The sequence below is a fragment of the Xanthomonas euroxanthea genome (assembly GCF_900476395.1).
Lineage (GTDB): Bacteria > Pseudomonadota > Gammaproteobacteria > Xanthomonadales > Xanthomonadaceae > Xanthomonas > Xanthomonas euroxanthea.
On record NZ_UIHB01000001.1, the window covers coordinates 529438 to 553759 of the forward strand.

Consider the following 24322-nt stretch of genomic DNA (forward strand, 5'->3'; position numbering starts at 1 on the left):
CACCGGCGCAGCGGCTGCGCGCGCGCAGCCGCTGCAGCATTTTTCAGGTGTGAAGTACCGGTCGCGTACGCCACGGCATCGTCAGGCTGCCAAGCAAGCAGGCCACCCCGGCAAACCGGACGCTTCTACGGCAGCGCGCTGCCGCGACATGCATCAAGGCCGCGCGCTGCAACTCCTGCCTCCCGATTCCCCCAATCCCCAATCCCCAATCCCCAATCCCCGCCACTGAGCTACCCTGACCGGCCCGATCCATCTGCACTGCCATGCCCGTCGACAAGAACCTGCGTGACCTGGAACCCGGCATCCATACCGATCTGGAGGGGCGGCTGACCTACGGCGGCTATCTGCGGCTGGACCAGTTGCTGTCGGCGCAGCAGCCCCTGTCCGAGCCGGCGCACCACGACGAGATGCTGTTCATCATCCAGCACCAGACCTCCGAGCTGTGGCTGAAGCTGCTGGCGCACGAGCTGCGCGCAGCGATGGTGCACCTGCAGAACGACCAGGTCTGGCAGTGCCGCAAGGTGCTGGCGCGCAGCAAGCAGGTACTGCGCCAGCTCACCGAACAGTGGTCGGTGCTGGAAACGCTGACGCCGAGCGAGTACATGGGATTCCGCGATGTGCTGGGCCCCTCGTCCGGCTTCCAGTCGCTGCAATACCGCTATATCGAGTTCCTGCTCGGCAACAAGAACCCGCAGATGCTGCAGGTGTTCGCGTACGACCCGCAGGGGCAGGCGCGGCTGCGCGAGGTGCTGGAAGCGCCCAGCCTGTACGAGGAATTCCTGCGCTACCTGGCGCGCTTCGGGCATGCGATTCCGCCGCAATACCAGGCCCGCGACTGGACCTGCGCGCATGTGGCCGACGACAGCCTGCGCCCGGTGTTCGAGCGCATCTACGAAAACACCGACCGCTACTGGCGCGAGTATTCGCTATGCGAGGACCTGGTCGATGTGGAAACCCAGTTCCAGCTCTGGCGCTTCCGCCATATGCGCACGGTGATGCGGGTGATCGGCTTCAAGCGCGGCACCGGCGGGTCCAGCGGCGTGGGCTTTCTGCAGCAGGCGCTGGCGCTGACGTTCTTCCCGGAGCTGTTCGACGTGCGCACCTCGGTGGGCGTGGAAGGTCGTGAGCCGGCGGGTGGGGCGCGCGGTGAGTCTGAGAAGGGCTGAGCGGGTCGATACGGTCGTCATCCCCGCAGAGCGGCCGCCATCAGGCCGGCGAGTCCTGCGAATTTGACGCGTACATGACGTCTAAGTGATCCTCGCGCGTCTCCCGGGGTACGCTCCGGGCACCCAGCCATTACTGAATACGCAAGGGACATTCCATGAGCGTTGACGCTACCGCGCCGACTTCCGCCGCCACTCCGCCGCCGCCGGCACCGCCCGAGTTCCCTACGCTGCTCGGTCATCCCCGGCCGCTGTGGATGCTGTTCATGACCGAATTCTGGGAACGCTTTGCGTTCTACGGCATTCGTTGGGCGCTGGTGCTGTACATCGTGGCGCAGTTCTTCAACGGCGATGCCACCGGCCAGGCGCCGGCCGGACGCACCTATGGCGCCTATCTGGCGCTGGTGTATGCGGCAGCGATCTTCGGCGGCTACGTGGCCGACCGCGTGCTCGGCTACCAACGCTCGATCCTGGTCGGTGCGGCCGTCATGGCCACCGGCCTGTTCCTGATCGCCGTTCCCGACCACACCATGTTCGAGATCGGCCTGGCCACCGTGGTGGTGGGCAACGGACTGTTCAAGCCGAACATCTCCACCATGGTCGGCAAGCTGTATTCGGTGGCCGATCCGCGCCGCGACAGCGGCTTCACCATCTTCTACATGGGCATCAACCTCGGCGCGATGATCTCGCCGGTGCTGACCCAGTTGCTGGCCGAAAAGGTGTTCGGCACCCAGGCCATGCCGTCCTACAAGATGGTGTTCATGGCCTCCGGCGCGGGCATGCTGATCAGCCTGGTGTGGTTCTGGATCGGCCGCGCGCAGCTCAAGGGCATCGGCGCACCGGCGCCGAACGCGCAAGGCATCGGCCGCGTGCTGATGGTGCTGGTCGGCTGCGTGCTGGCGATCCCGGTGGTGTACTTCCTGCTCGCTGTCGGCGCGGACGTGCTGCAGATCGTGCTGACGGTGCTGTTCGTCGGCCTGTCGGTGATGCTGCTGGTCGAAGGCATCCGCGAAGGCAAGGTGCAGCGCGACAAGGTGATCGCAATGCTGATCATCTTCGCCTTCAACGTGCTGTTCTGGATGTTCTTCGAACAGGCCGGCAGCTCGTTCACCTTCCTGGCCGACAACATCGTCGACCGCGGTTTCGGCGACTGGACCTTCCCGACCGCCTGGTTCCAGTCGGTGAACTCGATTGCGATCATCACGCTGGCGCCGGTCATCGCCTGGATCTGGGTCAAGGCCGGCCGCTTCAACCCATCGATTCCGCGCAAGTTCGGCCTGGGCCTGCTGTTCAACGGCCTGGCGTTCCTGCTGCTGATGTTTGCACTGTCGAGCCTGGTCAACGATGCTGGCAAGGTGCCGTTCTGGACCTTGTTCATGGTGTACGTGATCCAGTCGGTGGGCGAGCTGTGCCTGTCGCCGATCGGCCTGTCGATGGTGACCAAGCTGGCGCCAGTGCGCCTGGTCGGTTTCGGGATGGGCGGCTGGTTCCTGTCCACCGGCATCGGCAACAACCTGTCGGGCATTTTTGCCGGGCATGTCAGCGGAAGCGAAGGGATGAGCGTGTCTTCGGCCCTGAGCGGGTATACCTTCGGATTTTGGGCGCTCTTGGGCGCTGGCGCGGTGTTGTTCCTGATCGCGCCGTTGATCAACAAACTGATGCATGGTGTGAAGTGAGGAGAACAGCAATGCCGATCAAACCCACTGTCTGTGGCCTGCTGCTGGCAGGTCTGTTGAGCGCCTGCGGGCAGCCCACCGAGCAACAGGAGGCGCCACGGCCGCTGGATACCTCGATGCAGAAGCCGCCCAGCGCCGATCCAAGCCAGCCGGTGTCCTCGGGCAATACGCCGACTGCGGCGGACATCGCCGCGGCGGCGGCACTCAATGCGCAGTACGACCCCTCGCGCGATCCGGCCGCCGATCTGGAGACCGCCAAGGTCGAGGCCAAGCGCGGCGGCAAGCGCATTGTGCTCAATGTCGGCAATGCGGCCTGCGAGCCGTGCAAGGCGCTGGACGAACTGATGGGCGGCGATGCGGAGCTGCGCAGCTTCCGCGATGCGCACTTTGTGGTGGTCAAGGTCAATCGCGATGCGGCCAACGAGAATGCCGCCTTCCTGTCGCAGTTCGCCCAGCTCAACGACTATCCGTCGCTGCTGGTGCTGGACAACGACGGCAAGCTGCTGACCACCCAGACCGGCCCGGACCTGCGCAAGGGCGAGCGCTTCGACCGCAGGAAACTGTTCGACTTCCTCAAGCAGTGGGCGCCGCCGCAGGCCTGATCCGTCGTTGCCGTGGCATGCAAAAACCCCCGCACTGCGGGGGTTTTTTTATCAGTCCTTGCCGGCCATGCGCGGCAGCCCGTCCTTGGCCAGCCGGTCGATCAGCTTTTCCAGGATCTGCTGCTCCTCGGCACTGAACACCGACATCAGCCGCTGTTCCATCTCGTTGACCAGCGGGGCGACGGTCTCGTAGACCTGGCGGCCGGCCGGCGACAGTGCCAGCATCGAGCGGCGGCGGTCGTCGCCATGGGTTTCGCGGCGGATGAAGCCGCGCTCCAGCAGGCGCGCCACGGCGCGGCTGACTGCAACTTTATCCATCGCGGTGCGGTCGGAGACCTCGCTGGCCGAGGAACCCGGATACAGCGCCAGGATGGTGATCACCCGCCACTCGGGGATGGCCATGCCGTAACGATCGCCGTAGACCTTGGCGATGTTGCTGCTGATGCGGTTGGACAGCACGCTCAGGCGATACGGCAGGAACTGCTCGAGGTTGAGCAGCACAGGATGTGGCGGCGGGGTGGGGGCGTCGAGATCGCTCATGTTGCGCTGTGTCTTGATTTTGGTTTCATTTGCAACTACAAACCTTGGGTGGCCTGCGCATTCTCGCGGGTCTTCTGCCACCCCGCATAGCCCTGCGGACGGCCTAGCGTGGAGAAACGACGATGAGCGCACAACCGAGCAGTACCGCAACCCGCCCGAACCTGGGCATGCAGGTCACCACCTTCGACAATCCGATGGGGATCGACGGGTTCGAATTCGTCGAATTCGCCGCGCCCGCCGACCAGGCGGCGCAGCTGCATGACTATTTCCGCAAGATGGGCTTCAGCGCGGTGCTGCGCCACCGCAGCCGTGCCATTACCGTCTATCGCCAGGGCGGGGTCAACTTCCTGCTCAACGAAGAGCCCGATTCGTTTGCCGCCGATTTCGCCGCCGCGCACGGCCCGAGCGCCTGCGGCTTTGCGATCCGCTTCCGCACCCCGGCCGAGACCGTGTTGCAGACCGTGCTGGGCAACGGCGGCGAAGCGGTGCAGGACAAGGCCGACACCCGCGCCGTGCCGGCCCCGGTGGTCAAGGGCATTGGCGACTGCATGCTGTATCTGGTCGACCGCTACGGCGATGCGGGCAGCATCTACGACGCCGACTACGAGCCGATCGAAGGCGCCGACCAGCACCCGGCCGGCTTCGGGCTGACCTTCATCGACCACCTGACCCACAACCTGTACTTCGGCAACATGCAGCGTTGGTCGGACTATTACGAGCGCCTGTTCAACTTCCGCGAGATCCGCTACTTCGACATCAAGGGCGCCAAGACCGGCCTGGTGTCCAAGGCGATGACCGCCCCGGACGGCATCGTGCGCATTCCGCTCAACGAGTCCTCCGACCCCAAGAGCCAGATCAACGAGTATCTGGACGCCTACCACGGCGAAGGCATCCAGCACATCGCCTGCTTCACCGACGACATCTACAGCTCGGTGGAAAAGATGCGCGAGGCCGGCGTGACATTCCTGGACACGCCCGACACCTATTTCGACGTGGTGGACCTGCGCATCCCCGACCACGGCGAGGATGTCGAACGCCTGCGCCGCAACAAGATCCTGATCGATGCCGACGTGGACACCAAGCAGCGCAAGCTGCTGCAGATTTTCACCCAGAACTGCATCGGCCCGATCTTCTTCGAGATCATCCAGCGCAAGGGCAACGAGGGTTTCGGCGAAGGCAATTTCCAGGCGCTGTTCGAGAGCATCGAGCGCGACCAGATGAAGCGTGGGGTGCTTTGAGGGCGGGGATTGGGGATTCGCTGTTCGGGATTCGGGATTTGTGGTTGGTGCGGTTAACTGGGTCGGTGCGGGTTTGAGTGGTGCAAAGTGCTGCGATGTCCAGCCTGCCTGCCCGTCACGTCGGATGTGGCTCCGGTACGGATCCAACGAAGCGGGCGGCAAGTGGTCGCAATCAAGCGCGCTCAGGCAAGGTGTTTTCCGACAACACAAAGCAACGAAGACGCACGTCGTTAAAGCCCCTCTCCCCGCGAGGAGAGGGGCTTAATCCACCAGGCTTAGCTCTTCTACGGTAGGAAAGCGGCCTGATTCAACTCAATCCCAACCTTCTGCATCCGGGAAGGGAGGGCCAAGATCCGGACGCATGCCATGCATAACAACCAGCACTACATGACCGGTTTCGGCAACGCGTTTGCGACCGAGGCGGTGGCCGGTACCTTGCCGGTGGGGCAGAACTCGCCGCAGCGTGTGGCGCACGGGTTGTATGCCGAACAGTTGTCCGGCACCGCGTTCACCGCGCCACGCAGCGAGAACCGGCGCAGCTGGCTGTACCGCATCCGCCCGGCTGCCGTGCATGGCAGTTTTTCCCTGGTCGAACAGTCGCAGCTCCACAACGATTTCGGGCGCGGCCCGGTGCCGCCGGATCAACTGCGCTGGAGCCCATTGCCGCTGCCGTCCACGCCAACCGATTTCGTCGACGGTCTCTACACCATGGCCGGCAATGGCGGGCCGGAGGCGATGTCCGGTGTCGCCGTGCATCTGTATGCGGCCAACGCATCGATGCACGATCGCTTCTTTTACGATGCCGATGGCGAGCTGTTGCTGGTGCCGCAACTGGGCCGCCTGCGCATCCATAGCGAGCTCGGTGTGCTGGAGCTGGAGCCGGAGCAGATCGGGGTGATACCGCGCGGTGTGCGTTTCCGCGTCGAGCTGCCCGATGGCGAGGCGCGCGGCTATGTCTGCGAAAACTTCGGCGCATTGCTGCGGCTGCCCGACCTGGGGCCGATCGGCTCCAACGGGCTGGCCAATGCGCGCGACTTCGAAACGCCGCATGCGGCCTACGAACAGCGCGAAGGTGCGTTCGAGCTGGTGGCCAAATTCCAGGGCCATCTGTGGCGTGCGGACATCGGCCACTCACCGCTGGACGTGGTGGCCTGGCATGGCAACTACGCGCCGTATCGCTACGATCTGCGCCGCTTCAACACCATCGGCTCGATCAGCTTCGATCATCCGGATCCGAGCATCTTCACCGTGCTGACCTCGCCCAGCGACACGCATGGCACGGCGAACATGGATTTTGCGATCTTCCCGCCGCGCTGGCTGGTGGCGCAGCACACCTTCCGCCCGCCGTGGTTCCATCGCAATGTGGCCAGCGAGTTCATGGGGCTGGTGCACGGCGTCTACGACGCCAAGGCCGACGGCTTCGCGCCCGGTGGTGCCTCGCTGCACAACTGCATGAGCGGGCATGGCCCGGATGCGGCGACCTTCGACAAGGCCTCGCATGCCGACCTGACGCGCCCGGACGTGATCGCCGACACCATGGCCTTCATGTTCGAAACGCGCGCGGTGCTGCGCCCCACGCAGCAGGCATTGCAGGCTGCGCATCGGCAGGGCGACTACCAGCAGTGCTGGTCCGGCTTGCGCGCAGCGTTCCAGGTGCCCAGGTCAGGTGATGCACCGTAGCTCAGGCCACCAGCCGGGGGGCTGAGCCGGCAGTACGGCACGGCAGAGGCATGGTTGTCGGAAACGTGCCGTCTGCAACGCAGCGGTCGCAGGCGCGTGCTCGAGCAGCCTGCACGGTACTGGCTGCGATTGTCGGATCACGCCAACTGCAAGGCATCCGGTGCCGCTGGCCGATCACGCCATCCACGCCATGTCGGTTTCAGTTGCCGGTCAGGCAGCCTGCAACGCATCCGGCAGCAGCTCGCCGATCCGTGCACGTACGCGCTCGGCATAGCTTGCCGAGGTGATCTGCGGCAACGCGCGCAGCGCCTCGGCGATGGTGGCGGCGATGGTGTCTTCGGTACGTGCGGCGTGCAGCTGCCGGTGCAGCACCACGGCCACCGTGTTGCGTTGCAGCTGCAGGATGTCGAGCAGGTACAGCCGCGCGTTGGTGGCCGCGCGGCGACGCTGGCGTTGCAGGTCCTCCTCGCTCGGTGGCGCAGCTGGCGGCGGCACGCAATCGCCCGCAACGACGGGAGCGAGCGCAGCGGCCGGGGGCGCGAGTGGCGTTGTCGCGTTGCCTGCAGGCGTGCCGAAGGCCAGATAGCCCATCGCGCAGAGCCCTTGCACCAACGCGGCGCCGTCGCCGCCCAGCAGTGCTGCCAGGGTTGCCAGATCGCGCTGCCCGTCTGCCAGGATCAGCGCGCGTCGCTGCAGCAAGGTGAGGGGACTGCGGTGCGATTGCAGCGCGGTGAGGGCGAGCTCGGTCTTGCGTGGGGTCATGGCGGCGGTCCTGCGAGGCGCCCAGCTTGCCCGCAGCCAATGAAGCGCCGATGACATCGGCACGCTGCAGCGCGCGCTGGCGTTCTGCACGCCGCCGCGATGTGCGCCGTTGGGCTATGGCGGACCCGTAGGGACGCCATGCATGACCACCGGATTGCCCGGTTTGATGGGCACACTGCTGTCGCTGACCGGCTGCAACCGCGCCGGGCCAGCACGGCGGTGGCGGCCGACGCGGCAGCAGGAAGCCTCAGTGTGGATGCTTGTCCGGCCCGGCGTGCTGGCTGGCGGTGTCGGCGTTCTCGCCGACATCGCCTTGGGTCTGCGGCGTGGGCAGGCCTTCCTTTTTCATGTCGCCGTGGTTGGGCACTTCCGGGCGGTCTTCCATCATCAGCGACAACGCGGCCTTGGCCATCAGATGGGCACTGATCGGTGCGGTGATGAAGAGGAACACGGTGATCAGCAGTTCGCGCGGTTGCGGGTCCACGCCGAGGAACAGGTGATAGCCCACCGATGCCAGCAGCACGCAGCCCACCCCCAGCGTGCTGGCCTTGGTCGGCGCATGCAGGCGCTTGAAGAAGTCCGACAGCTTCACCAGGCCGAACGCGCCGATCAGGATGAAGAATGTGCCGACCAGCAACAGCGCGCTGAGCAGATATTCGGTCAGCGCGATCATTCGACGATGTCCCGACGCAGCACGAACTTGCTCAGCACCACGGTGCTGCCGAAGCCCAGCATCGCGATCACCAGCGCGGCCTCGAAGTAGATCGGCGAATCCAGGTACATGCCCAGCAGCATCAGCTCGGCGATGGCGGTGATGGACAGGGTGTCCAGTGCCAGGATGCGATCGGGCACGCTCGGCCCGCGCAGCAGGCGCCACAGCGCCATCAGCATGGCCAGGCCCACCGCATGCATGCAGATGACGATGGTCGATTCGATGAACATGTGGCCGGTCATGGAAAGATCTCCATCAGGGGCTTCTCGTAGCGGCTCTTGATCTCGGCGATCAGGGCGTCCGGGTCGTCCAGGTGCAGCACGTGCACCAGCAGATACTTGCGGTCATCCGAGAGCGCCGCCGACACCGTGCCGGGGGTGAGGGTGATCATGCTGGTCAGCGCGGCGATGCCGTGGATGTTGGCGATGTCCAGCGGCACCCAGATGAAACCGGGGTGGATGCGCGACTCCGGGCCGAGCACCTGGCCGGCCACCTTGAGGTTGGAGCGCACGATGTCGCCGGCGGCCACCAGCAACATGCGCGGCACCGAGCGCAGCGACCCGATGCGGGCGAACTCGCGGTCCAGGCGCGCCGCAAAGATCGGCACCACCCAGCCCAGCAGCAGGCCCAGCACCCATTGCTGCGGCCCGAAGCTGTCGCTGAGCAACAGCCAGAAAATGAAGACCGTCACGCTCAGCGAGGGCGAGGGCAGCAGCCGGCTGCGCAGCGGCATGCGCGTGCTCATGGCTGCCTCCGTTGCGGCGTGGTGGCGCGCACCTGTTCCACGTAGGCGCCGGGATCGCGCAGCTGCACGCCGGCCGCGTCGGTGTAACGCATCAACGGGCCGGCACCGGCCGTCATCGCCACCAGCCCGCCCAGCAACAGCAGCGTGGCGGCGGTCTCCACCGGGCGCATGCGCGCACGGCGTTGCGGTTGCAGCGCGGGGACATCCTGCACCGCTTCGGGCACGCGCCAGAACAGGCGCACGCCGGCACGCGTCAGGCCGATCACCACCAGCAGGCTGCTGCCGAGGATGGCTACCCACACCGGCCCGACCAGGCCGGCGGGCACGTGCTGCAGCAACGCGGCCTTGGCCAGGAAGCCGGACAACGGCGGCAGCCCGGCAACCGCCACCGCAGCGACCATGAACATCGCACCGGGCATCCCGCGCCGCGGCAGCGGCGCGACCACTTCCTTGCGGTCGCTGGCGCTGCCGCGGCGACGCCGGATCAGGTCCGACACCATGAACAGTGCCGCGGCCACGAAGCTGCTGTGCGGCAGGTAGTACAGCCCCGCACCCAATGCGCCGGCATCGTCCAGCGAGAAGGCGATGAACAACGTCGCCGCCGAGAACACCACCAGATACGACACCATCACCCGCAGCCGCGATGCGGCCATCACCCCGAAGGCGGCCATCAACAGCGTGGCGATGCCCAGCCACAGCAATGCGTGGCGACCGAAGCCCTGCAGCGCGCCGGCACCGGCGCCGAACCACAGCGCCGACACGCGCAGCGTCGCGTACAGCCCGACCTTGGTCATGATCGCAAACAACGCCGCCACCGCCGCCGGCGCGCGCGAATAGGTCTCCGGCAACCACAGGTACAGCGGCAGCAACGCGGCCTTGCTGCAGAACACCAGCAGCAACAGGCCCAGGCTGGCCTTGGCCAGCGGCACGTCCTGCGCCGGCAACGTGGCGATGCGCTGCGACAGCTCGGCCATGTTCAAGGTGCCGAACACGCCGAACAGCAGGCCCAGCGCGATCAGGAACAGGGTCGACGCACACACGTTGAACACCACGTAATGCAGGCCCACACGCATCTGCAGCCCGCGCCCGCCGCTGAGCAACAGGCCGTAGGAGGCGATCAGCATCACTTCGAAGAACACGAATAGGTTGAAGATGTCGCCGGTCAGGAACGCACCGTTCAAGCCCATCAACTGGAACTGGAACAAGGCATGGAAATGCGGCGCGCGCCGGTCCCAGCCCGCGCAGGCATGCAGCAGGCAAGCCGCGCCCAGGATCAAGGTGGTTAACAGCATCCACGCCGACAGGCGGTCGCCCATCAGCACGATGCCGATGCGCGCCGGCCAGTCGCCGAGCAGGTACACCAGCACCTGGCCGTCGGCGGCGCGCGCGAACAGGGCGATCACCGACACGGCCAGCAACACCATGCTCGTCCACGCCACCGTGCGTTGCACGCGCGGCCCATAGCGGCGATGTTCGACGAACAGCGACGCCGATGCGCCCAGCATCGGGATCAGGATCGGCAGGATCAGCAGATGATTCATCGCCGTGCCTCGCGCGTGTCCACGCCGGTGGTGGCGTCTTCATGCGCATCCACATGGTCGCTGCCGTTGTCGCTGCGGCTGCGGATCGCCAGCACCAGGCTCACGGCGGTCATCGCGAAGGCGATCACGATCGCAGTCAGCACCAGCGCCTGCGGCAACGGATCGGTGTAGTGCATCAGGTCGGCCGGCACGCCCTCGCGCAGCACCGGCGCCTGGCCGCTACGCAGCCGCCCACCGGCGAAGATCAGCAGGTTGGTTGCATACGACAGGAAGGTCATGCCCAGGATCACGTCGAAGCTGCGCGCGCGCAGCAACAGGTAGATCGCCAATGCGGTCAGGACGCCGATCGCGCTTGCCACTGCCAGTTCCATCAATGCTGCTCCGCGGTGCGTGTCGAACGCTGGGTGGGGTCGATCTCGCCGCGCTGCGAGCTGCGCGTACGCGAGGGTTTGATCGTGCCCATCATCGACAGCATCAACATCGCCGCGCCGAACACCACCAGATACACGCCGATATCGAAGCCCAGCGCACTGGCCAGTTCCAGATCGCCCAGCAGCGGCAACGGAATCTCCAGATGCCCGCTGCTCAGGAACGGCATGCCGAAGACCAGTGCACCGGCGCCACTGACCAGCGCGCACAGCAGGCCGATGCCGATCAGGCGGATGTAGTCGAAGCCGAAGCGCGATTCCACCGATGCGGTGCCCTGGATCACGTACTGCATCAGCAACGGCACCGCCAGCACCAGCCCGGCGATAAAACCGCCACCGGGCGCGTTATGGCCGCGCAGGAACAGGAACAACGACACCGTCAGCGTCAGCGGAAACATGATCTGCGCCAGGTCGGCCGGCACCGGCAACTTGATCGGCGGGCCGGGCATGGTGCGCTCCGGCGCCATGCGCGAGCGCCGCAGCAGCGCGTGCACCACCAGCCCGGCGATCGCGAACACGGTGATCTCGCCGAAGGTATCGAAGCCGCGGAAATCCACCAGGATCACGTTGACCACGTTGCGCCCGTAGGCTTCCGGCAGCGCACGCTGCAGCAGCTCGCCGGCGACCGTGTGGCTGGGCTGGGTCATCAAGGTGTAGGCCAACGCAGCCAGCCCGGCGCCCCCGACCACGGCGATGCCGGCATCGCGGAGTTTGCGCAGGCGCGCAGGTTCGGGCACCGAGCGCTCGGGCAGGTAATTCATCGCCAGCAGCATCAGCACCAGCGTCACCATCTCCACCAGCAGCTGGGTCAACGCAAGGTCCGGTGCTGACAGGAACACGAAGGTCATGCTGACGGCCAGGCCGGTGCCACCCAGCACCAGCACGGCGAGCAGGCGCTGCTTGTACAGGAACAGGCTGCCCAGGGCGCAGGCGATCATCAGCAGCCAGATCGTCCAGCCCAGCAGCGGCAGCGGGGTGGGCGCCGGCCAGGCCGGCAAGGCGCCGCCCTGCAGGAACGGCACCAGCGCCACCACGACCGCGCTCAGCACCAGCAGCATCAGCATGCGCTGCAGATTGCCGTTGGTGACCGCATCGGTCATGCGCACGGTACCGGCGAACAGGGCGCGCAGGTTCCAGTTGAACAGCGCCTTGCCCGGCGAGCGGTTCTGGATCGCGTACATGTCCAGCGTGCGGCGCAGCGCCATGTACAACAGGGTGCCGCCCACCATGCCGGCGATGCTCATCGCCAGCGGCCAGTTCCAGCCGTGCCACAGCGCCAGGCTGTAGTCGGGCAGGCGCTCGCCAAGGATGGCGCTGGCACCGGCGCGCAGCACCGGCGCAATGGTCCAGGCCGGCACGATGCCCACGGCCACGCAGATCAGCACCAGCACGTCCACCGGTATCCGCATCCAGCGCGGCGGCTCGTGCGGGGTGGTGTCCAGATCGCGTGGGCCCTGGCCGAAGAAGGTGTCGTGCACGAAGCGCAGGCTGTAGGCCACGCCGAGCAGGCCGGCCAGCAGGGCGGCGATGCTGGCCAATACCCGCATGGTCTGCGGCGCGTCGGTTTCCAGCGCCACGGCAAAGAACATTTCCTTGGACAGGAAGCCGTTGAGCAGCGGAACGCCGGCCATCGCCAGCGAGGCGGTAATCGCCAGCGCGCTGGTGACCGGCATCAGGCGGCGCAGATTGCCCAGCTTGCGCATGTCGCGCGTGCCGGTCTCGTGGTCGATGATGCCGGCGGCCATGAACAGCGAGGCCTTGAACACCGCGTGGTTGAGGATGTGGAACACGCCGGCCACCACCGCCATCGGCGTGGACAGGCCGAACAGCATCGTGATCAGGCCCAGATGCGAAATGGTCGAGTACGCCAGCACGCCCTTGAGGTCGTGCTGGAAGATCGCGTGCCAGGCGCCAAGCAGCAGCGTGATCGCACCGATGCTGGTGACCGTATAGAAGAACAGATCGGTGCCGGCCAGGGCAGGATGCAGGCGCGCCAGCAGGAACACGCCGGCCTTCACCATCGTGGCCGAATGCAGATACGCCGACACCGGCGTAGGCGCGGCCATCGCGTGCGGCAGCCAGAAGTGGAACGGGAACTGCGCGCTCTTGGTGAAGATGCCCAGCAGCACCAATCCCAACGCATACGGATACAGCGGGCTGGCGCGAATGAGATCGCCGGCCGCCAGTACCGCATCCAGCTCAAAGCTGCCGACGATGCCGCCGATCATCAGGATGCCGCCGAGCAGCGCCAGGCCGCCACCGGCCGTCAGCACGAAGGCCATGCGCGCACCTTCGCGCGCGTCCTTGCGGTGCGACCAGAAGCCGATCAACAGGAACGAGCTGATGCTGGTGAGCTCCCAGAACACCATCAGCAACAGCAGGTTGCCCGACAACACCATGCCGAGCATCGCGCCCATGAACAGCATCAGATAGGCAAAGAAGCGCGATGCGCTGTCGCGTGCACTCAGGTAGTAATGCGCATACAGCACCACCAGCGCGCCGATGCCCAGCACCAGCAACGCGAACATCCACGCCAGGCCATCGAGCCGCAGCGAGAACATCAGGCCGATCTGCGGCAACCACGCGTGCTGGCTGCCGACCACCTCGCCGCGCAGCACGGCCGGTGTGAGCGTTGCCAGGATGAGCAGCCCGCCCAACGGCGCGGCCGCAGCCAACCACGCAGTGATCGAACGGGAGACGCGCCAGAGCAGCGCAGTGGCGGCCGCCATCACAAATGGCAGCGCGAGCAGGATTTCCAGCGGAAAAGGCATGCAGGGAACACAAGATTCGCGAGCAGGCCAGAGAGCTTAACAAACCGTTGACTGACGCCCGCGTCAACGCCGTGGCTACGCGCATGCGCAAATCCAACGCAGCAGCATCGCGCCGCTGCGTGTCACTCGCTATGCTGGGATCACCCAGACCGCATCCGAGCCCCGTGACCGCTGCCGATCCCGCTCCGTCCCCTGCCGTTTCTGCGCCGCGCGCCCTGGTGTTCGGCGGCAGCGGTCAGATCGGCGAACGCCTGCTGACGCGGCTGCTCGGCCGCGGCTGGCAGGTGACGGCATGGTCGCGCCAGCCGCGCGCGGCGCGCTCCGGGCTGATCTGGCGGCAGGGCGACCTGGCCACGCCGGCTGCCGCAGGCGAGGCCTTCGAGGTGATCTTCAGCTGCGGCCCGCTGGACCATTTCGCGCGCTGGTATGCCGAAAATCCGGTGCGCGCTCCGCGCATTGTGGCGTTCGGTTCCACCAGCCTGGAGGTCAAGGAACATTCGATCGACGCGGCCGAGCGCGATGTCGCACAGCGCCTGGCACATGCCGAACAGGCCCTGTTCTCCGCAGCCCAGGCGCGTGGTGCCACGGCGACGGTGCTGCGCCCGACGCTGGTCTATGGGGCCGGGCGCGACCGCACGCTCACCCAGATCGCCGGGCTGGCGCAGCGCACCGGCGCCTTCGTGCTGCCGGCCAACGCGACCGGGCTGCGCCAGCCGGTGCATGTGGACGATCTGGCCAGCGCCGCGCTGGCGGTGCTCACCCAGCCGGCGACACAGCAGCGCAGCTATGCCGTCGGCGGCGGCGAAGTGCTGGCCTATACGCAGATGGTGGAGCGCGTGCTGGCGGCGCTGCCGCGACCGGCGCGGCTGTATCAGGTGCCGCCCGGCCTGTTCGGCCTTGCCCTCACTGCCGCGCAGCGGCTGGGGCGCCTGCGTGGCATCAATGCGGCCGCATTGCAGCGCATGCGCGATGACCTGGTGTTTGACCTGGAGCCGGCGCGTCGCGACTTCGGCTACGCGCCGCGCGCCTTTCGTCCGCTGCCCGAAGAGCTCGGCATCGGCGAGTGATACCCCGCAGGTGCACGTGTGTGCCATGCAGCGCTGCGTGGCGCGCAGTCGACCACGCCTGGGGTGCAGCAATAGCGCGTCATCAGCGTCAGCCGCGGCAGCGCGCAGTCGCATACGCCGCTTCAACGCAGGACCACGCCGGCACCGGGCGGTGCGCTGGGGTTGTCGGCCGTGCTCAGTACCGCCAACCCAACTGACGATACAGCTTGGCCAGCACCCAGATCGGCCCGATCAGCAGATAGGTCAGGTCGGTCAGAAAGCTCGGCTTGCGGCCTTCGATCCGGTGGCCGACGAACTGCGCGATCCAGGCCAGCACGAACACCGCCAGCGCCGTGGTGAACAGGCCGCTGAGCCCGAGCCTGCCTTCGATCAACCGGCACAGGCAGCCGAAGAAAAAGAAGATCCCCAGCATGCCCAGCCCGAGCGGACGCGATAAGCGGTTGTAGTACGACCAGGCCGCGAACATCGACAACGCCGCCCATACGCCGCTGCTGAACCAGGTGCCGCCGACCGGGATGCACCACAGCAGGCCCACCACCGACCACAGGATCGCCGGCACCGCCAGCACGTGGATCTGCTGATTGGTCGCGTTGCGATGGTCGTCGGAATAACTGGCGAAATAGCGGTCGATCGGTCGCGCGGTCTTGGTGCGTTCGGTCATGTTCCCTCCCAGGAATGACCCAAGCATACGCGCGCGGATGGCACTGTGGCAGCCGCGCGCCCTGCCACGCGCAGCGCGCGTGGCAGGGCGGCATCCATCAGTTGACCGACACGGCGCTCCACGCTGCGGCAACCGCGCGGTACTGCGTGGAGCTGCTGCCGTACAGATCGGTGGCCGCGCTCAACGTCGCCCGGCGTGCGGCCGCATAGTTGGTCGAGGAGGTCATGTACACCGTCAATGCGCGGTACCAGATGCGGCTGGCCGCCGCCCGGCCGATCGCCGTCAATGCCGTGTTGCCGTTGCAGACCAACCCGGCCGGCGTCACGTTCCAGCTGGTGCCCGACCCGAAGCCGCTCGGCACCACCGCGCCTTCGGCCAGCAGATAGTAGAAATGGTTGGCCACGCCCGAGCTGTAATGCACGTTGAGCGAGCCCAGGCTGCTGCTGTAGCAATCGGGCGAATCGCCATCCAGGCTGGGCTTGAACATGTAGCGCAGGGCCAGCGTCCCGCTGCTGTTGCCCGGGATGATCTTCTCGCCGATCAGGTAATTGCCCGGCTGCGCGCTGTTGTTGGCGGAATACTCCACCATCGCGCCCATGATGTCGGAGGTGGCTTCGTTCAAGCCGCCCGACTCGCCCGAATACACCAGTCGCGCGGTGCGGCTGGTCACGCCGTGGGTCATCTCGTGGCCGGCCACATCCACCGACACCAACGGCGTGAACGTGCTGCCGTCGCCATCGCCGAAGGTCATGCAGAAGCAGCTGTCCTGCCAGAACGCGTTGTTGTAGCGGCTGCCGTAATGCACCCGGCTGCGTGCACCGGCTCCATCGTTGGCGATGCCGTTGCGCGCATGGGCGGTGCGGAAATAGTCCCAGGTCAATGCGACGCCGTAATGCGCATCCACCGCCGCGGTCACCGTATCGCTATTGGCGCCGCTGCCCCAGGTGTTGTCGGCATCGGTGACCAGCGTGCCGTTGCCGGAGGTGCTGTTGCGCATGTTGTAGGTGGCGCCGCTGCCGCGGCTCAGATCGGTCAACTCATACCCGCTGCTGCAACGCGTCGTTGCCAATGCCACGCTGCCTGCGTACAGCGAACGCCCGGTGCCGGCCGTACTGGTGCCGCCCGCGCACGCGGTATGCACCGTGTCCCAGGACTCGAGAATGCGTTGACTGACTGCATCGACGATGTAATGCATTTCGGTCGGCGTCTGGTCGGGCTTGATGCTGCTGTAGATCACTTCATAAACCAGACGCGGTGCCCCCTGGCGCGCATACAAGGCCAGGCTTGCGCGCGGCGCCGCATCGGGAGCCAGATCGAACTGCGCACCGGCCGCACGCATAGCCGTGTCCGCATCGATGCCCGGCACGATGCTCGGGCGCACGCTGGTGTCCATGCTCTGGCTCAACTGACGCATCACTCCGCGCCGCGAATGCACCACCACATCGCCGCCGATGACCGGCAGGCCCTGGTAGGTACGATCGAAACGCACATGCTCGCTGCCGTCGGCATCGACGATGCTGTCGCGCGCGACAAACGCATCGGCCGTTGCACGGTTGGCCAGCGCCGCAGCGTGATTGCCCAACAAGGATTGCGCGCGCGACACCGCGGCATCCGCAGAAAGATCCGCGGCAGTGGCGACAGTGGACAACGATAGCGCGCAGCAGATCGCCGCGCCCAGGACATGAACTTGCATGACGACTCTCTCCCCGAAAACGTGCAATGCAAAGATCGGCGGCGACACGCATCACGGCCGATCGCGACTGGCAACAGGTGCCTGCAGATAAACTTGCACAGTCCATGACAGCGCAGTAGGAAAAGTTACAGCTGTGTTGCGTTCTGTGCGCCGCGCCGCTTTGTGATGTGGAGGGCATCGCAGAGCGCCCGACGTGGCGCTGCGTGTGGGACGTCGTCAGCGCTGCAGGCCATGTCTAACCCGACGTCTGGAAGGTGTATCGATCTCCGGTGGCAGGCAATCGGCCAACGGCGAAGGCAAGGCGCTGATGCGTGTGTGCCGAGGCACGGTTGCCGCATCGCTCTCGGCGGCAATGCGAGAGCAGGACACGCACAAAAAAACCGGCCAGAGACCTGGCCGGTTTTTTCTTGCTGCACCGTTGAGGCCTCAGCGGCCGCCGATCGCGACCCTCTGCTGCTCGTCCTGAGCGCGCTGCTGCGAAGCCTGGCCAGCCAGCAATTGCGCACTGGTCTGCTCCAGCGTGGGGGCAGGCTGGTTCAGATCCACCGCCGCACGGAAGCCCGGCGTGGTGCCCATGACGAACGCCTTGCCATCCTGCACGGTGACGTTCTGCAGCTTGTCTGCCGAATCGATCCCGTTCTGCTTGGCCTGCAGCGTGACGTGGGCCGCCGTCTCGTTGGAGATCATGCTGGGCAGCCTGCTGCGGATCGCGGTGTGCAAGGCATGGTCCGGGTGCGATGCATCGTCGAGCGACGGGCCCTTGGGCGCAGCGACAGGCGTCTGTGCTGCCTGTGCCTGTGCCGGTTGTGCGGATAACGCGGCCTGCGTGTTGCGCCCCACCACGCCATCGGGTTGCAGTCCGTGCTGCTTCTGGAACGCAATCACCGCCTCCCGCGTGTTGTCGCCAAAGCGACCATCCTCGGCAAGCCGGTTGCCCTGCGCATCGCGCACGCCGAGCCGGTTGAGGTCCTGCTGCAGCTTGCCGACATCGCCGCCCTGCTCGCCATGCCGCAGCGTGCCATTGCCCGCCGGTGTCGCTGGCTGGGAGTGGCGCGCGCCCGACTCCTGCTGATGACCCTGATTCCAGAACGTCTCCGGGCTGGTCAACTTGCCGCTGGCATCGCGCAGTTGGTAATGCACATGCTGTGCGTACTGGCTGTTGCCGTTCGGGCCGCGTCCACCCATCGTGCCGACGGCATCGCCCGCGGACAGCGCCTGACCTTCTTTCACCTTGAGTGCGTCCAGGTGCAGGATCTCGTGCGAGTTACCCTGTGCATCGCGAATCTTGACAGTGCCGTAGTTGCCGCCCGCAAACGTCACGGTTCCGGAGACCGGCGAATGCACCGTCGGGTGCTGCAGGTTGCGGCCTGTCTGGCCACCCTGGTAGTTGAAGTCGGTACCGCCGTGATCGCGGGCACTGCGATGCTCGCCGTAATGGCCAGTGATGTGCGGCGCCGTCCCGTTCTGCGGCGGGAGCATCCGTTCCATCGTGTGCTGAAACGTGCTGGAACCGCCATGCTGCGGCTGCGCAGGTGCTGGCGCAGCGGGCTGCACCGGCTGTCCGAGCTGGCCGTGTGCCAGGTTGTTCATCAGCTCTGGAGTGATATCGCGCTGCCAGCGGGCAAACCGGTTCTCGCGGTCGGCCAACCCATTCGGCGGATCGCCGCCGTTGATCGCAACGCCTGCCGCATGCGCGTCCTGCCTGGCGGCCTGTGGCACGTTGTTCTGCCAGTACCAGGTCGCGATGCGGGATGCGTTGTCAGGTTGTGCCGCCAGATCGGGGTGCGCCACCAGGTCCAGGTTCAACGCTTCGCCGGCCGCACGATATTGATCCTTGCCGGTGAGCTGCATGTAACCGCGGCCACGGTACAGGTAGCCATCGCCGGGCTCGTTATTGCCCATGCGCCCGCCATACATCAATTCGGCCAGTTTTTCCGGTTGCCCGCGCAGGGCATCCAGACGCGCCTGCTCCAGGGCCTCGGGCCCCTCACGCAGTGCGGATCGCACCTTCGAACTCACCTGCGAGGATCCATGCGTATAGCGGAACCCTTCTTCCAGGCGGTTGAGGCCCATCGACTCATGACCCACCTGGGCCATGAAGTTTGCCAGCTCCTTCGGCTGGGTAATGCCTGCTGCATAGGCTGATTGGAGCAGCCCTGTTTCGCGATCGGTTGCCATGGGTGTAACTCCTCATTTCTCAGCAACATGAAATAACGGACTCCTTCCTTGTCCGTGCAAACCATTACTTCCGTTTAATTCGCCTTCTCGGCTGCGGCGTCGTCCAATGCCGCAGCTTTCTTCAATGTGGAGGGATCAAATTCCGCGAATGCCACCGTGCCGAAATCCTTGGTGGTCAATTCCAGGGTGTTGTGCTGCTCGGTCTCGGTATCGGACAGGTCACGCACCACCTTGTCCAGCAACCAGCTCTGCTTGTCTGTCGAGTACTTGAATGTAAAGTCGTCTGCCCAGCGCTCACGCGATCCGCCGGAAATGGAAATGGTGAATTGCCCTGGCTGGATGCGCGAAAACGCATAGGGGTCGCCTGCCAGGCCGCCACACCGGGCGCATGGGACGATCTTGCTGTTTTCGGCAGCCTTTTTCAGCGCGCCGTCGGCAGTCTGTGTCAGCAACAGGACCGTACGCGGCTGCCCCTCACCGAGCTTTTCTGCACCAGTGGCTGGCGGGGAAATCACCACCAGTGCATCGGAGCGCCCCGCGCCAGTCAGATCGCCGCGGATGGTCTCCAGAGCCTTCGATCCTGCCGGAATGAAGGAGTCTATCGTGCCCATAGGTACAGTCCCTTGTGTCGGTGATGCGGGGGGTGTTGCGGCAGGTGCGGACGACTGCGTCGCCGCGGTATCGGCAGCAGCCGTCGGCTGCTCGGTTGCACCGCCAGCCTGGGGGCCGTTACAGGCCGCAAGGACAACTGCCAATGCAGGGCCGATCAATCGGAAAGGGCGCAAGGTTATCTCCTGGAGCGATGGCAGGTATGCGATGAACGGCGCGGCCGCTGGCGCGCAGATTACAGGGATTGGTCGTCCACCTTGACCAGCATCCAGCAAGGGCGCTGGGCGAAGTGGTAGACCTGCTGATCGCCGGTGTCCGGTGTGCGGACCAGCACCTGGCGGCCATCGGCTTCTTCGGAAATCGTGACTTCGCGGCCGCCGTTGCGGGCCGCCTCCAGGTTCGGGATGACGGGCCATTCAACATCGGCCAGCGCAACCGTGCGGGTGACCGGCGCCGGCTCGGGCTGTGCGTCCGGGTCGAGTTGAATCATCGTCAGCGGATCGGCCGTGGCCTTTTCCTGTACCGCAATGTCCGCACTGAAGCTTTTCAGAAACGTAGCGAAGTCGGTGCTGGGGCAGGTTGCCGCCTGGGCAGGCGTTGCTGCAGCGGCAGCAGGTGGCGAGGCGGCAGGTGCGGCAGCCGCAGCAGGCATCGCAGCGCCGGCTGGCTCTGCTTGCGGTTTGCAGGCGACCAGCGCCAGGCTCAGTGCGAGCGCGTGCAGGGACGTTCGGAAAAGGGCCAAGGGATCCTCCTGATCATGGTGGGCAACGGGTGCGCGGGCGGGATGCTATCCGCGCGCTACCTGCAAATGTGTGAAGGCTTGCGGTACCGAGGGTGACCCAAACCGGCCGGCAGGCGGCAGGCCAACACCCCAGGAGAGCCACCCGCCCGACGATCCGTGCCCCGGCGCTCGGGTCGTTCCATTGCCGGTGCTGCCGCCACACGCGCCAGGCTAACGCAAATCCCGCCTTCGCAAAAATCATGATGATTTGATTATGGGTTACCTGCAGATTTATCAGGCCGGCGCGGGTGACTCTATCCCGTTTGAAAACACATCGAGTGCATCCGCACCCACCCATCCCTGCGCGCACTCGCCGACGTACTGGCCCGGTGCGGCGGCGTGGCAGCTGTCACCAGCGGCGGCGCTCGAGCGTTGGATCGGCCTGTCGCCGTATGTTCCGCATGCGGGGTTGTTCTTGCATTGGGCGACAGTGTCTGCAGGGATCGCGATGACGTAGTAATACAGCGGGGTCTGTCCAGCGCGGCCGATCGCCTGGATGCAGACGAGCTGGCCCTGCGCCAGCCTGGCTCTTGCGATCGCATTACTTCCAGTGGTTGGCACCGCGTCGAGCACATCCACCCCGTTTGCTTGCGCCACGCCGGCAAAGAAGCCCGTATTGCCACATGCAGGTGAGAGCTCTACGTCATAGAAATCGCCGGCATCGACATTTCCGGCCGTACAGCCTTTTGCCATGTGCGCATCGGCGCACTGCACGCCGCTCGCCTGCAGTAACGTCGCGAGCCGGTCATTGCCGGAAGCGCCACCAGGAGAGGTGGCATGTGCTGCTGCAGACGCCGATGCCGCGGACGTGACTGGCGGCGCGGCAGGCGCTGCCGATTCGCCGGCGCTGCACGCGCTTACTGCAAGCAGCGCCGGCAGTAGGGCGTTGCGTAACACCGGCAATCTGCGCAAGGAAAAACAGGAGAGAGCCATTGCGACTTCCTTGGACAATGGATGGCGTCAGGTGCGTGCTTCGGCGCTCGATGACGAGCGCCGGCCGCCAGTGCTGCTTTGGCGCAGCGTCAAAGCCCCGAGTGCGGGGCCTTGAAGATCAATCAACCGAAATACCCGCCAACCGCTGCAATGCCTCGGCATATTTTGCGCGTGTGCGTTCGATCACGTCTGCCGGCAGGCTGGGGCCGGGGGCGGTCTTGCCCCAGTCCAGGGTTTCCAGGTAATCGCGCACGAACTGCTTGTCGTAGCTGGGCGGGCTGGTGCCGAGTTCGTACTGGTCGGCGGGCCAGTAACGCGACGAGTCCGGGGTCAGCATCTCGTCCATGATGTACAGGCGGCCATCGGCATCGGTGCCGAATTCGAACTTGGTATCGGCCAGCAGGATGCCGCGTTCGGCGGCGAAATCGGCGGCGAAACGGTAGATGCGCAAGGTGGCATCGCGGACGCGTTCGGCGAGCTCGGCGCCGACGGTCATGACCATCGCGTCGAAGTCGATGTTTTCGTCATGGTCGCCGACCGCGGCCTTGGTCGACGGGGTAAAGATCGGCTCGGGCAGTTTCTCGGCCTGGCGCAGGCCGTCGGGCAGTTCGATGCCGCTGATCTTGCCGGTGCGCTGGTAATCCTTCCAGCCGCTGCCGATCAGATAGCCGCGTGCGATCGCTTCCACCGGCACCGGCTTGAGCTTGCGCGTGACGACCGCGCGCCTGGCATACAGCGCCGGGTCGACACCTTCGGGCAGCACCTGCTCCACGGTGATGTCGACCAGGTGGTTGGGCATCAGGTGCTCGGTCTTGTGGAACCAGAAGTTGGACACCTGGCACAGCATCTCGCCCTTGCCGGGGATCGGGTCGGGCAGCACCACGTCGAACGCGGACAGGCGGTCGGTCGCCACCATCAACAGATAATCGCCCGGGGGCGCATCGGCGGGCAGGCGCTCGCGGGGAATGTCGAAGACATCGCGGACCTTGCCACGGTGACGCAACGGCAGGCCGGGCAGATCGGATTGCAACAGCGTGGTCGACACAGGCACTCCTAAGGACGTCGCAATGACGCTGTCCCCGGGACCCGGCGGGCCCGCGGGTGGGCAGCGGGCCGCGTAGTGTACGGCGCTTCGGTGCGCGCCGCTGTATTTATTGGAGCCCGCCTGCGGGCCGGCGTGCAGGCCGCGTCAGCCAGGCCGGGCGGGCGTTCGGGTAAGATCGCCAGCCCGCCTTCCCGCCCCCCGATCGCCCATGTCCTGGTATGGAAAACTGCTCGGCGCACTGGCCGGCGCCCTGCTGTTCCGTGGCGCGCCGGTGGTCGGGCTGATGATCGGCCTGGCCATCGGGCATGCGGTGGACGCCGGCTGGTTCAAGCGCCGCGCCGAAAACCCGTACGAAGCGCTGGGACTGGAGCCGGACGCCACCACTGCCGAGATCGACCTGGCCTATCGCCGGCTGATGTCGCGCTACCACCCGGACAAGGTGGCCAACGCCGAGCCGGAAGCACGTCGCCAGGCCGAGCGGAAAGCCAGCCAGATCAATGCGGCCTACGACCGGATCCAGCGTCTTCGCAAACGCTGATCCAGCCGCCGCGTTCCGGCATCGGCATTGGCGGCACCATCAAACACGCCCGACCCCTTGCAGGTCGGGCGTGGTCACGCAAGCTCCAGAACTCAGAAGCGATAGGTCGCCGTCAGGCGCACCGCATTCGACGAGAAGTCCGTATCGGTGCGGCGCAGATCGGTACCGGCCGGGTTGACGCGCAGGAACGGGTTGGTGGCCGGCGCGGTGCCCGGGCCGACACGCACGCGGGTGTCTTCGTCCTGCAGGCGGGTGAACAGGTACTCCACGCCCACCGAGACGTTGTCGCTCAAGCGGCGCTGCAGGCCCAGGCCGGCCTGGTAGCCGTCGGCGCTGTCGCCGCCGCTGCTGGTGAAGCTGTTGGCGGTGTTGCTGCTGGAGAAGCTGTGGTCGAACTCGCCGCGTGCCACGCCGGCGGTGACATAGGCCAGATAGTCACCCTGTGCGCCGAAGGCATAGCCGATACGGCCGCGCAGGGCGGCGGTGCGGTTGAGCTGGCGGGTGAAGGTGTAGAACGCCGGGGTGGTGCTGAAGGCGCTGACGCTGTCGCGCAGGTCGTTGCGGGTGTATTCGGCGACCACGCCGTAGACCCAGTTGCCGGCCTGCCAGTCGTAGCCCAGCCGCGCGCCGTATTCGGCGCCGCCCTTGTCCTTGCTGCAGCCGCTGGCCGGGGTGCGCCCGGCGGCCGCGCCGCCGCAGAATCCGGGCGAGAAGGCATCGGCGCCGGTCGGGGTGCTGACCTGGTCGCCATCGCGGCCGTCCAGGTTGGTGTCGAAGCCGAAGCGGCCGCCGGAAACGCCACTGACGTCGGCACCGCCGACATTGGCGCCGATCGAGAAACCTGACCAGTCGGCCGGGCCGGTCTGTGCCCAGGCAGACGGGGCCAGGGCCATCAAAACGAGCGCAGCGGAGGCGAGCGGGGTGGTCTTCATGCGGTGTCCTTGGCGAAAGGGCGCGGT

Annotated in this window: 23 protein-coding genes; 7 read left to right on the top strand and 16 right to left on the bottom strand. The window is 66.1% G+C overall.

Features of this window, described 5'->3' with window-relative positions:
• Window positions 1-263: 263 nt before the first annotated feature.
• From CPBF1521_RS02250 to CPBF1521_RS02260, 3 genes are all read left to right on the top strand, one after another.
• A complete protein-coding gene (locus tag CPBF1521_RS02250; RefSeq protein ID WP_102583221.1) occupies window positions 264-1166 on the top strand; it encodes a tryptophan 2,3-dioxygenase in 903 nt (300 codons plus the stop codon).
• Window positions 1167-1321: 155 nt separating this feature from the next.
• A complete protein-coding gene (locus CPBF1521_RS02255; protein ID WP_115675770.1) occupies window positions 1322-2839 on the top strand; it encodes a peptide MFS transporter in 1518 nt (505 codons plus the stop codon).
• An 11-nt stretch (window positions 2840-2850) separates the two neighbouring features.
• Entirely contained in the window at window positions 2851-3441 is a 591-nt protein-coding gene (locus CPBF1521_RS02260) for a thioredoxin family protein (RefSeq protein ID WP_054592411.1), read from the top strand.
• A 51-nt stretch (window positions 3442-3492) separates the two neighbouring features.
• Here CPBF1521_RS02260 and CPBF1521_RS02265 read toward each other — a convergent pair whose 3' ends face one another.
• Window positions 3493-3981, bottom strand: coding sequence for a MarR family winged helix-turn-helix transcriptional regulator (locus CPBF1521_RS02265; RefSeq protein WP_024938218.1), 489 nt, complete (start codon window positions 3979-3981; stop codon window positions 3493-3495).
• A gap of 122 nt (window positions 3982-4103) precedes the next feature.
• Between CPBF1521_RS02265 and hppD the strand changes: the two genes are divergently transcribed.
• Both hppD and hmgA read left to right on the top strand, forming a co-directional pair.
• Window positions 4104-5219: a 4-hydroxyphenylpyruvate dioxygenase gene (gene hppD / locus CPBF1521_RS02270; protein WP_046345445.1), complete on the top strand. Its 1116-nt coding sequence runs from the start codon at window positions 4104-4106 to the stop codon at window positions 5217-5219.
• A 366-nt stretch (window positions 5220-5585) separates the two neighbouring features.
• Window positions 5586-6899, top strand: a complete 1314-nt coding sequence (gene hmgA / locus CPBF1521_RS02275) for a homogentisate 1,2-dioxygenase (RefSeq protein WP_115675771.1) — start codon at window positions 5586-5588, stop codon at window positions 6897-6899.
• Window positions 6900-7109: 210 nt separating this feature from the next.
• Here hmgA and CPBF1521_RS02280 read toward each other — a convergent pair whose 3' ends face one another.
• The 7 genes from CPBF1521_RS02280 to CPBF1521_RS02310 form a co-directional block, all read right to left on the bottom strand.
• The gene (locus CPBF1521_RS02280) at window positions 7110-7661 is read right to left on the bottom strand and encodes a hypothetical protein (protein ID WP_115675772.1); all 552 of its coding nucleotides are present in this window, start codon (window positions 7659-7661) and stop codon (window positions 7110-7112) included.
• Between the two features lie 247 nt (window positions 7662-7908).
• The gene (locus CPBF1521_RS02285) at window positions 7909-8334 is read right to left on the bottom strand and encodes a Na+/H+ antiporter subunit G (protein WP_115675773.1); all 426 of its coding nucleotides are present in this window, start codon (window positions 8332-8334) and stop codon (window positions 7909-7911) included.
• On the bottom strand, window positions 8331-8615 hold the full coding sequence (locus CPBF1521_RS02290; RefSeq protein WP_016901330.1) for a K+/H+ antiporter subunit F: 285 nt from the start codon (window positions 8613-8615) through the stop codon (window positions 8331-8333). Before CPBF1521_RS02290 ends, CPBF1521_RS02285 begins: the two co-directional genes overlap by 4 nt.
• Window positions 8612-9118, bottom strand: a complete 507-nt coding sequence (locus CPBF1521_RS02295; protein WP_104649139.1) for a Na+/H+ antiporter subunit E — start codon at window positions 9116-9118, stop codon at window positions 8612-8614. The genes CPBF1521_RS02290 and CPBF1521_RS02295 overlap by 4 nt, the downstream gene beginning before the upstream one ends.
• Complete coding sequence (locus tag CPBF1521_RS02300; RefSeq protein WP_104649140.1) at window positions 9115-10659, bottom strand: monovalent cation/H+ antiporter subunit D; 1545 nt, start codon at window positions 10657-10659, stop codon at window positions 9115-9117. Before CPBF1521_RS02300 ends, CPBF1521_RS02295 begins: the two co-directional genes overlap by 4 nt.
• Complete coding sequence (locus CPBF1521_RS02305) at window positions 10656-11030, bottom strand: Na+/H+ antiporter subunit C (protein WP_016901335.1); 375 nt, start codon at window positions 11028-11030, stop codon at window positions 10656-10658. The genes CPBF1521_RS02300 and CPBF1521_RS02305 overlap by 4 nt, the downstream gene beginning before the upstream one ends.
• The gene (locus CPBF1521_RS02310) at window positions 11030-13858 is read right to left on the bottom strand and encodes a monovalent cation/H+ antiporter subunit A (RefSeq protein ID WP_104583476.1); all 2829 of its coding nucleotides are present in this window, start codon (window positions 13856-13858) and stop codon (window positions 11030-11032) included. The genes CPBF1521_RS02305 and CPBF1521_RS02310 overlap by 1 nt, the downstream gene beginning before the upstream one ends.
• Before the next feature lie 164 nt (window positions 13859-14022).
• Between CPBF1521_RS02310 and CPBF1521_RS02315 the strand changes: the two genes are divergently transcribed.
• Entirely contained in the window at window positions 14023-14925 is a 903-nt protein-coding gene (locus CPBF1521_RS02315; protein ID WP_164738982.1) for an NAD-dependent epimerase/dehydratase family protein, read from the top strand.
• A gap of 175 nt (window positions 14926-15100) precedes the next feature.
• On the opposite strand, the gene CPBF1521_RS02320 is transcribed toward CPBF1521_RS02315, so the two are convergent.
• From CPBF1521_RS02320 to CPBF1521_RS02350, 7 genes are all read right to left on the bottom strand, one after another.
• Window positions 15101-15586, bottom strand: a complete 486-nt coding sequence (locus CPBF1521_RS02320) for an Mpo1 family 2-hydroxy fatty acid dioxygenase (RefSeq protein ID WP_104583477.1) — start codon at window positions 15584-15586, stop codon at window positions 15101-15103.
• A gap of 97 nt (window positions 15587-15683) precedes the next feature.
• A complete protein-coding gene (locus CPBF1521_RS02325; protein ID WP_115675775.1) occupies window positions 15684-17279 on the bottom strand; it encodes a M4 family metallopeptidase in 1596 nt (531 codons plus the stop codon).
• 426 nt (window positions 17280-17705) lie between these two features.
• On the bottom strand, window positions 17706-19457 hold the full coding sequence (locus tag CPBF1521_RS02330; protein WP_115675776.1) for a peptidoglycan-binding protein: 1752 nt from the start codon (window positions 19455-19457) through the stop codon (window positions 17706-17708).
• 74 nt (window positions 19458-19531) lie between these two features.
• Window positions 19532-20068 carry a hypothetical protein gene (locus CPBF1521_RS02335; protein WP_115675777.1) on the bottom strand — a complete coding sequence of 179 codons (537 nt, stop codon included), beginning with the start codon at window positions 20066-20068 and terminating at the stop codon, window positions 19532-19534.
• Window positions 20069-20301: 233 nt separating this feature from the next.
• The gene (locus CPBF1521_RS02340) at window positions 20302-20808 is read right to left on the bottom strand and encodes a hypothetical protein (RefSeq protein ID WP_115675778.1); all 507 of its coding nucleotides are present in this window, start codon (window positions 20806-20808) and stop codon (window positions 20302-20304) included.
• Between the two features lie 273 nt (window positions 20809-21081).
• The gene (locus CPBF1521_RS02345) at window positions 21082-21780 is read right to left on the bottom strand and encodes a hypothetical protein (RefSeq protein ID WP_181901129.1); all 699 of its coding nucleotides are present in this window, start codon (window positions 21778-21780) and stop codon (window positions 21082-21084) included.
• Window positions 21781-21898: 118 nt separating this feature from the next.
• Window positions 21899-22825, bottom strand: coding sequence for a phosphoribosylaminoimidazolesuccinocarboxamide synthase (locus tag CPBF1521_RS02350; protein WP_164741009.1), 927 nt, complete (start codon window positions 22823-22825; stop codon window positions 21899-21901).
• 208 nt (window positions 22826-23033) lie between these two features.
• On the opposite strand from CPBF1521_RS02350, the gene CPBF1521_RS02355 reads away from it, so the two are divergent.
• On the top strand, window positions 23034-23363 hold the full coding sequence (locus CPBF1521_RS02355; protein WP_047126203.1) for a J domain-containing protein: 330 nt from the start codon (window positions 23034-23036) through the stop codon (window positions 23361-23363).
• Window positions 23364-23455: 92 nt separating this feature from the next.
• Here the strand turns inward: CPBF1521_RS02355 and CPBF1521_RS02360 are convergent, their stop codons facing one another.
• The gene (locus CPBF1521_RS02360; protein ID WP_104583586.1) at window positions 23456-24295 is read right to left on the bottom strand and encodes an outer membrane protein; all 840 of its coding nucleotides are present in this window, start codon (window positions 24293-24295) and stop codon (window positions 23456-23458) included.
• Between the last annotated feature and the right edge of the window lie 27 nt (window positions 24296-24322).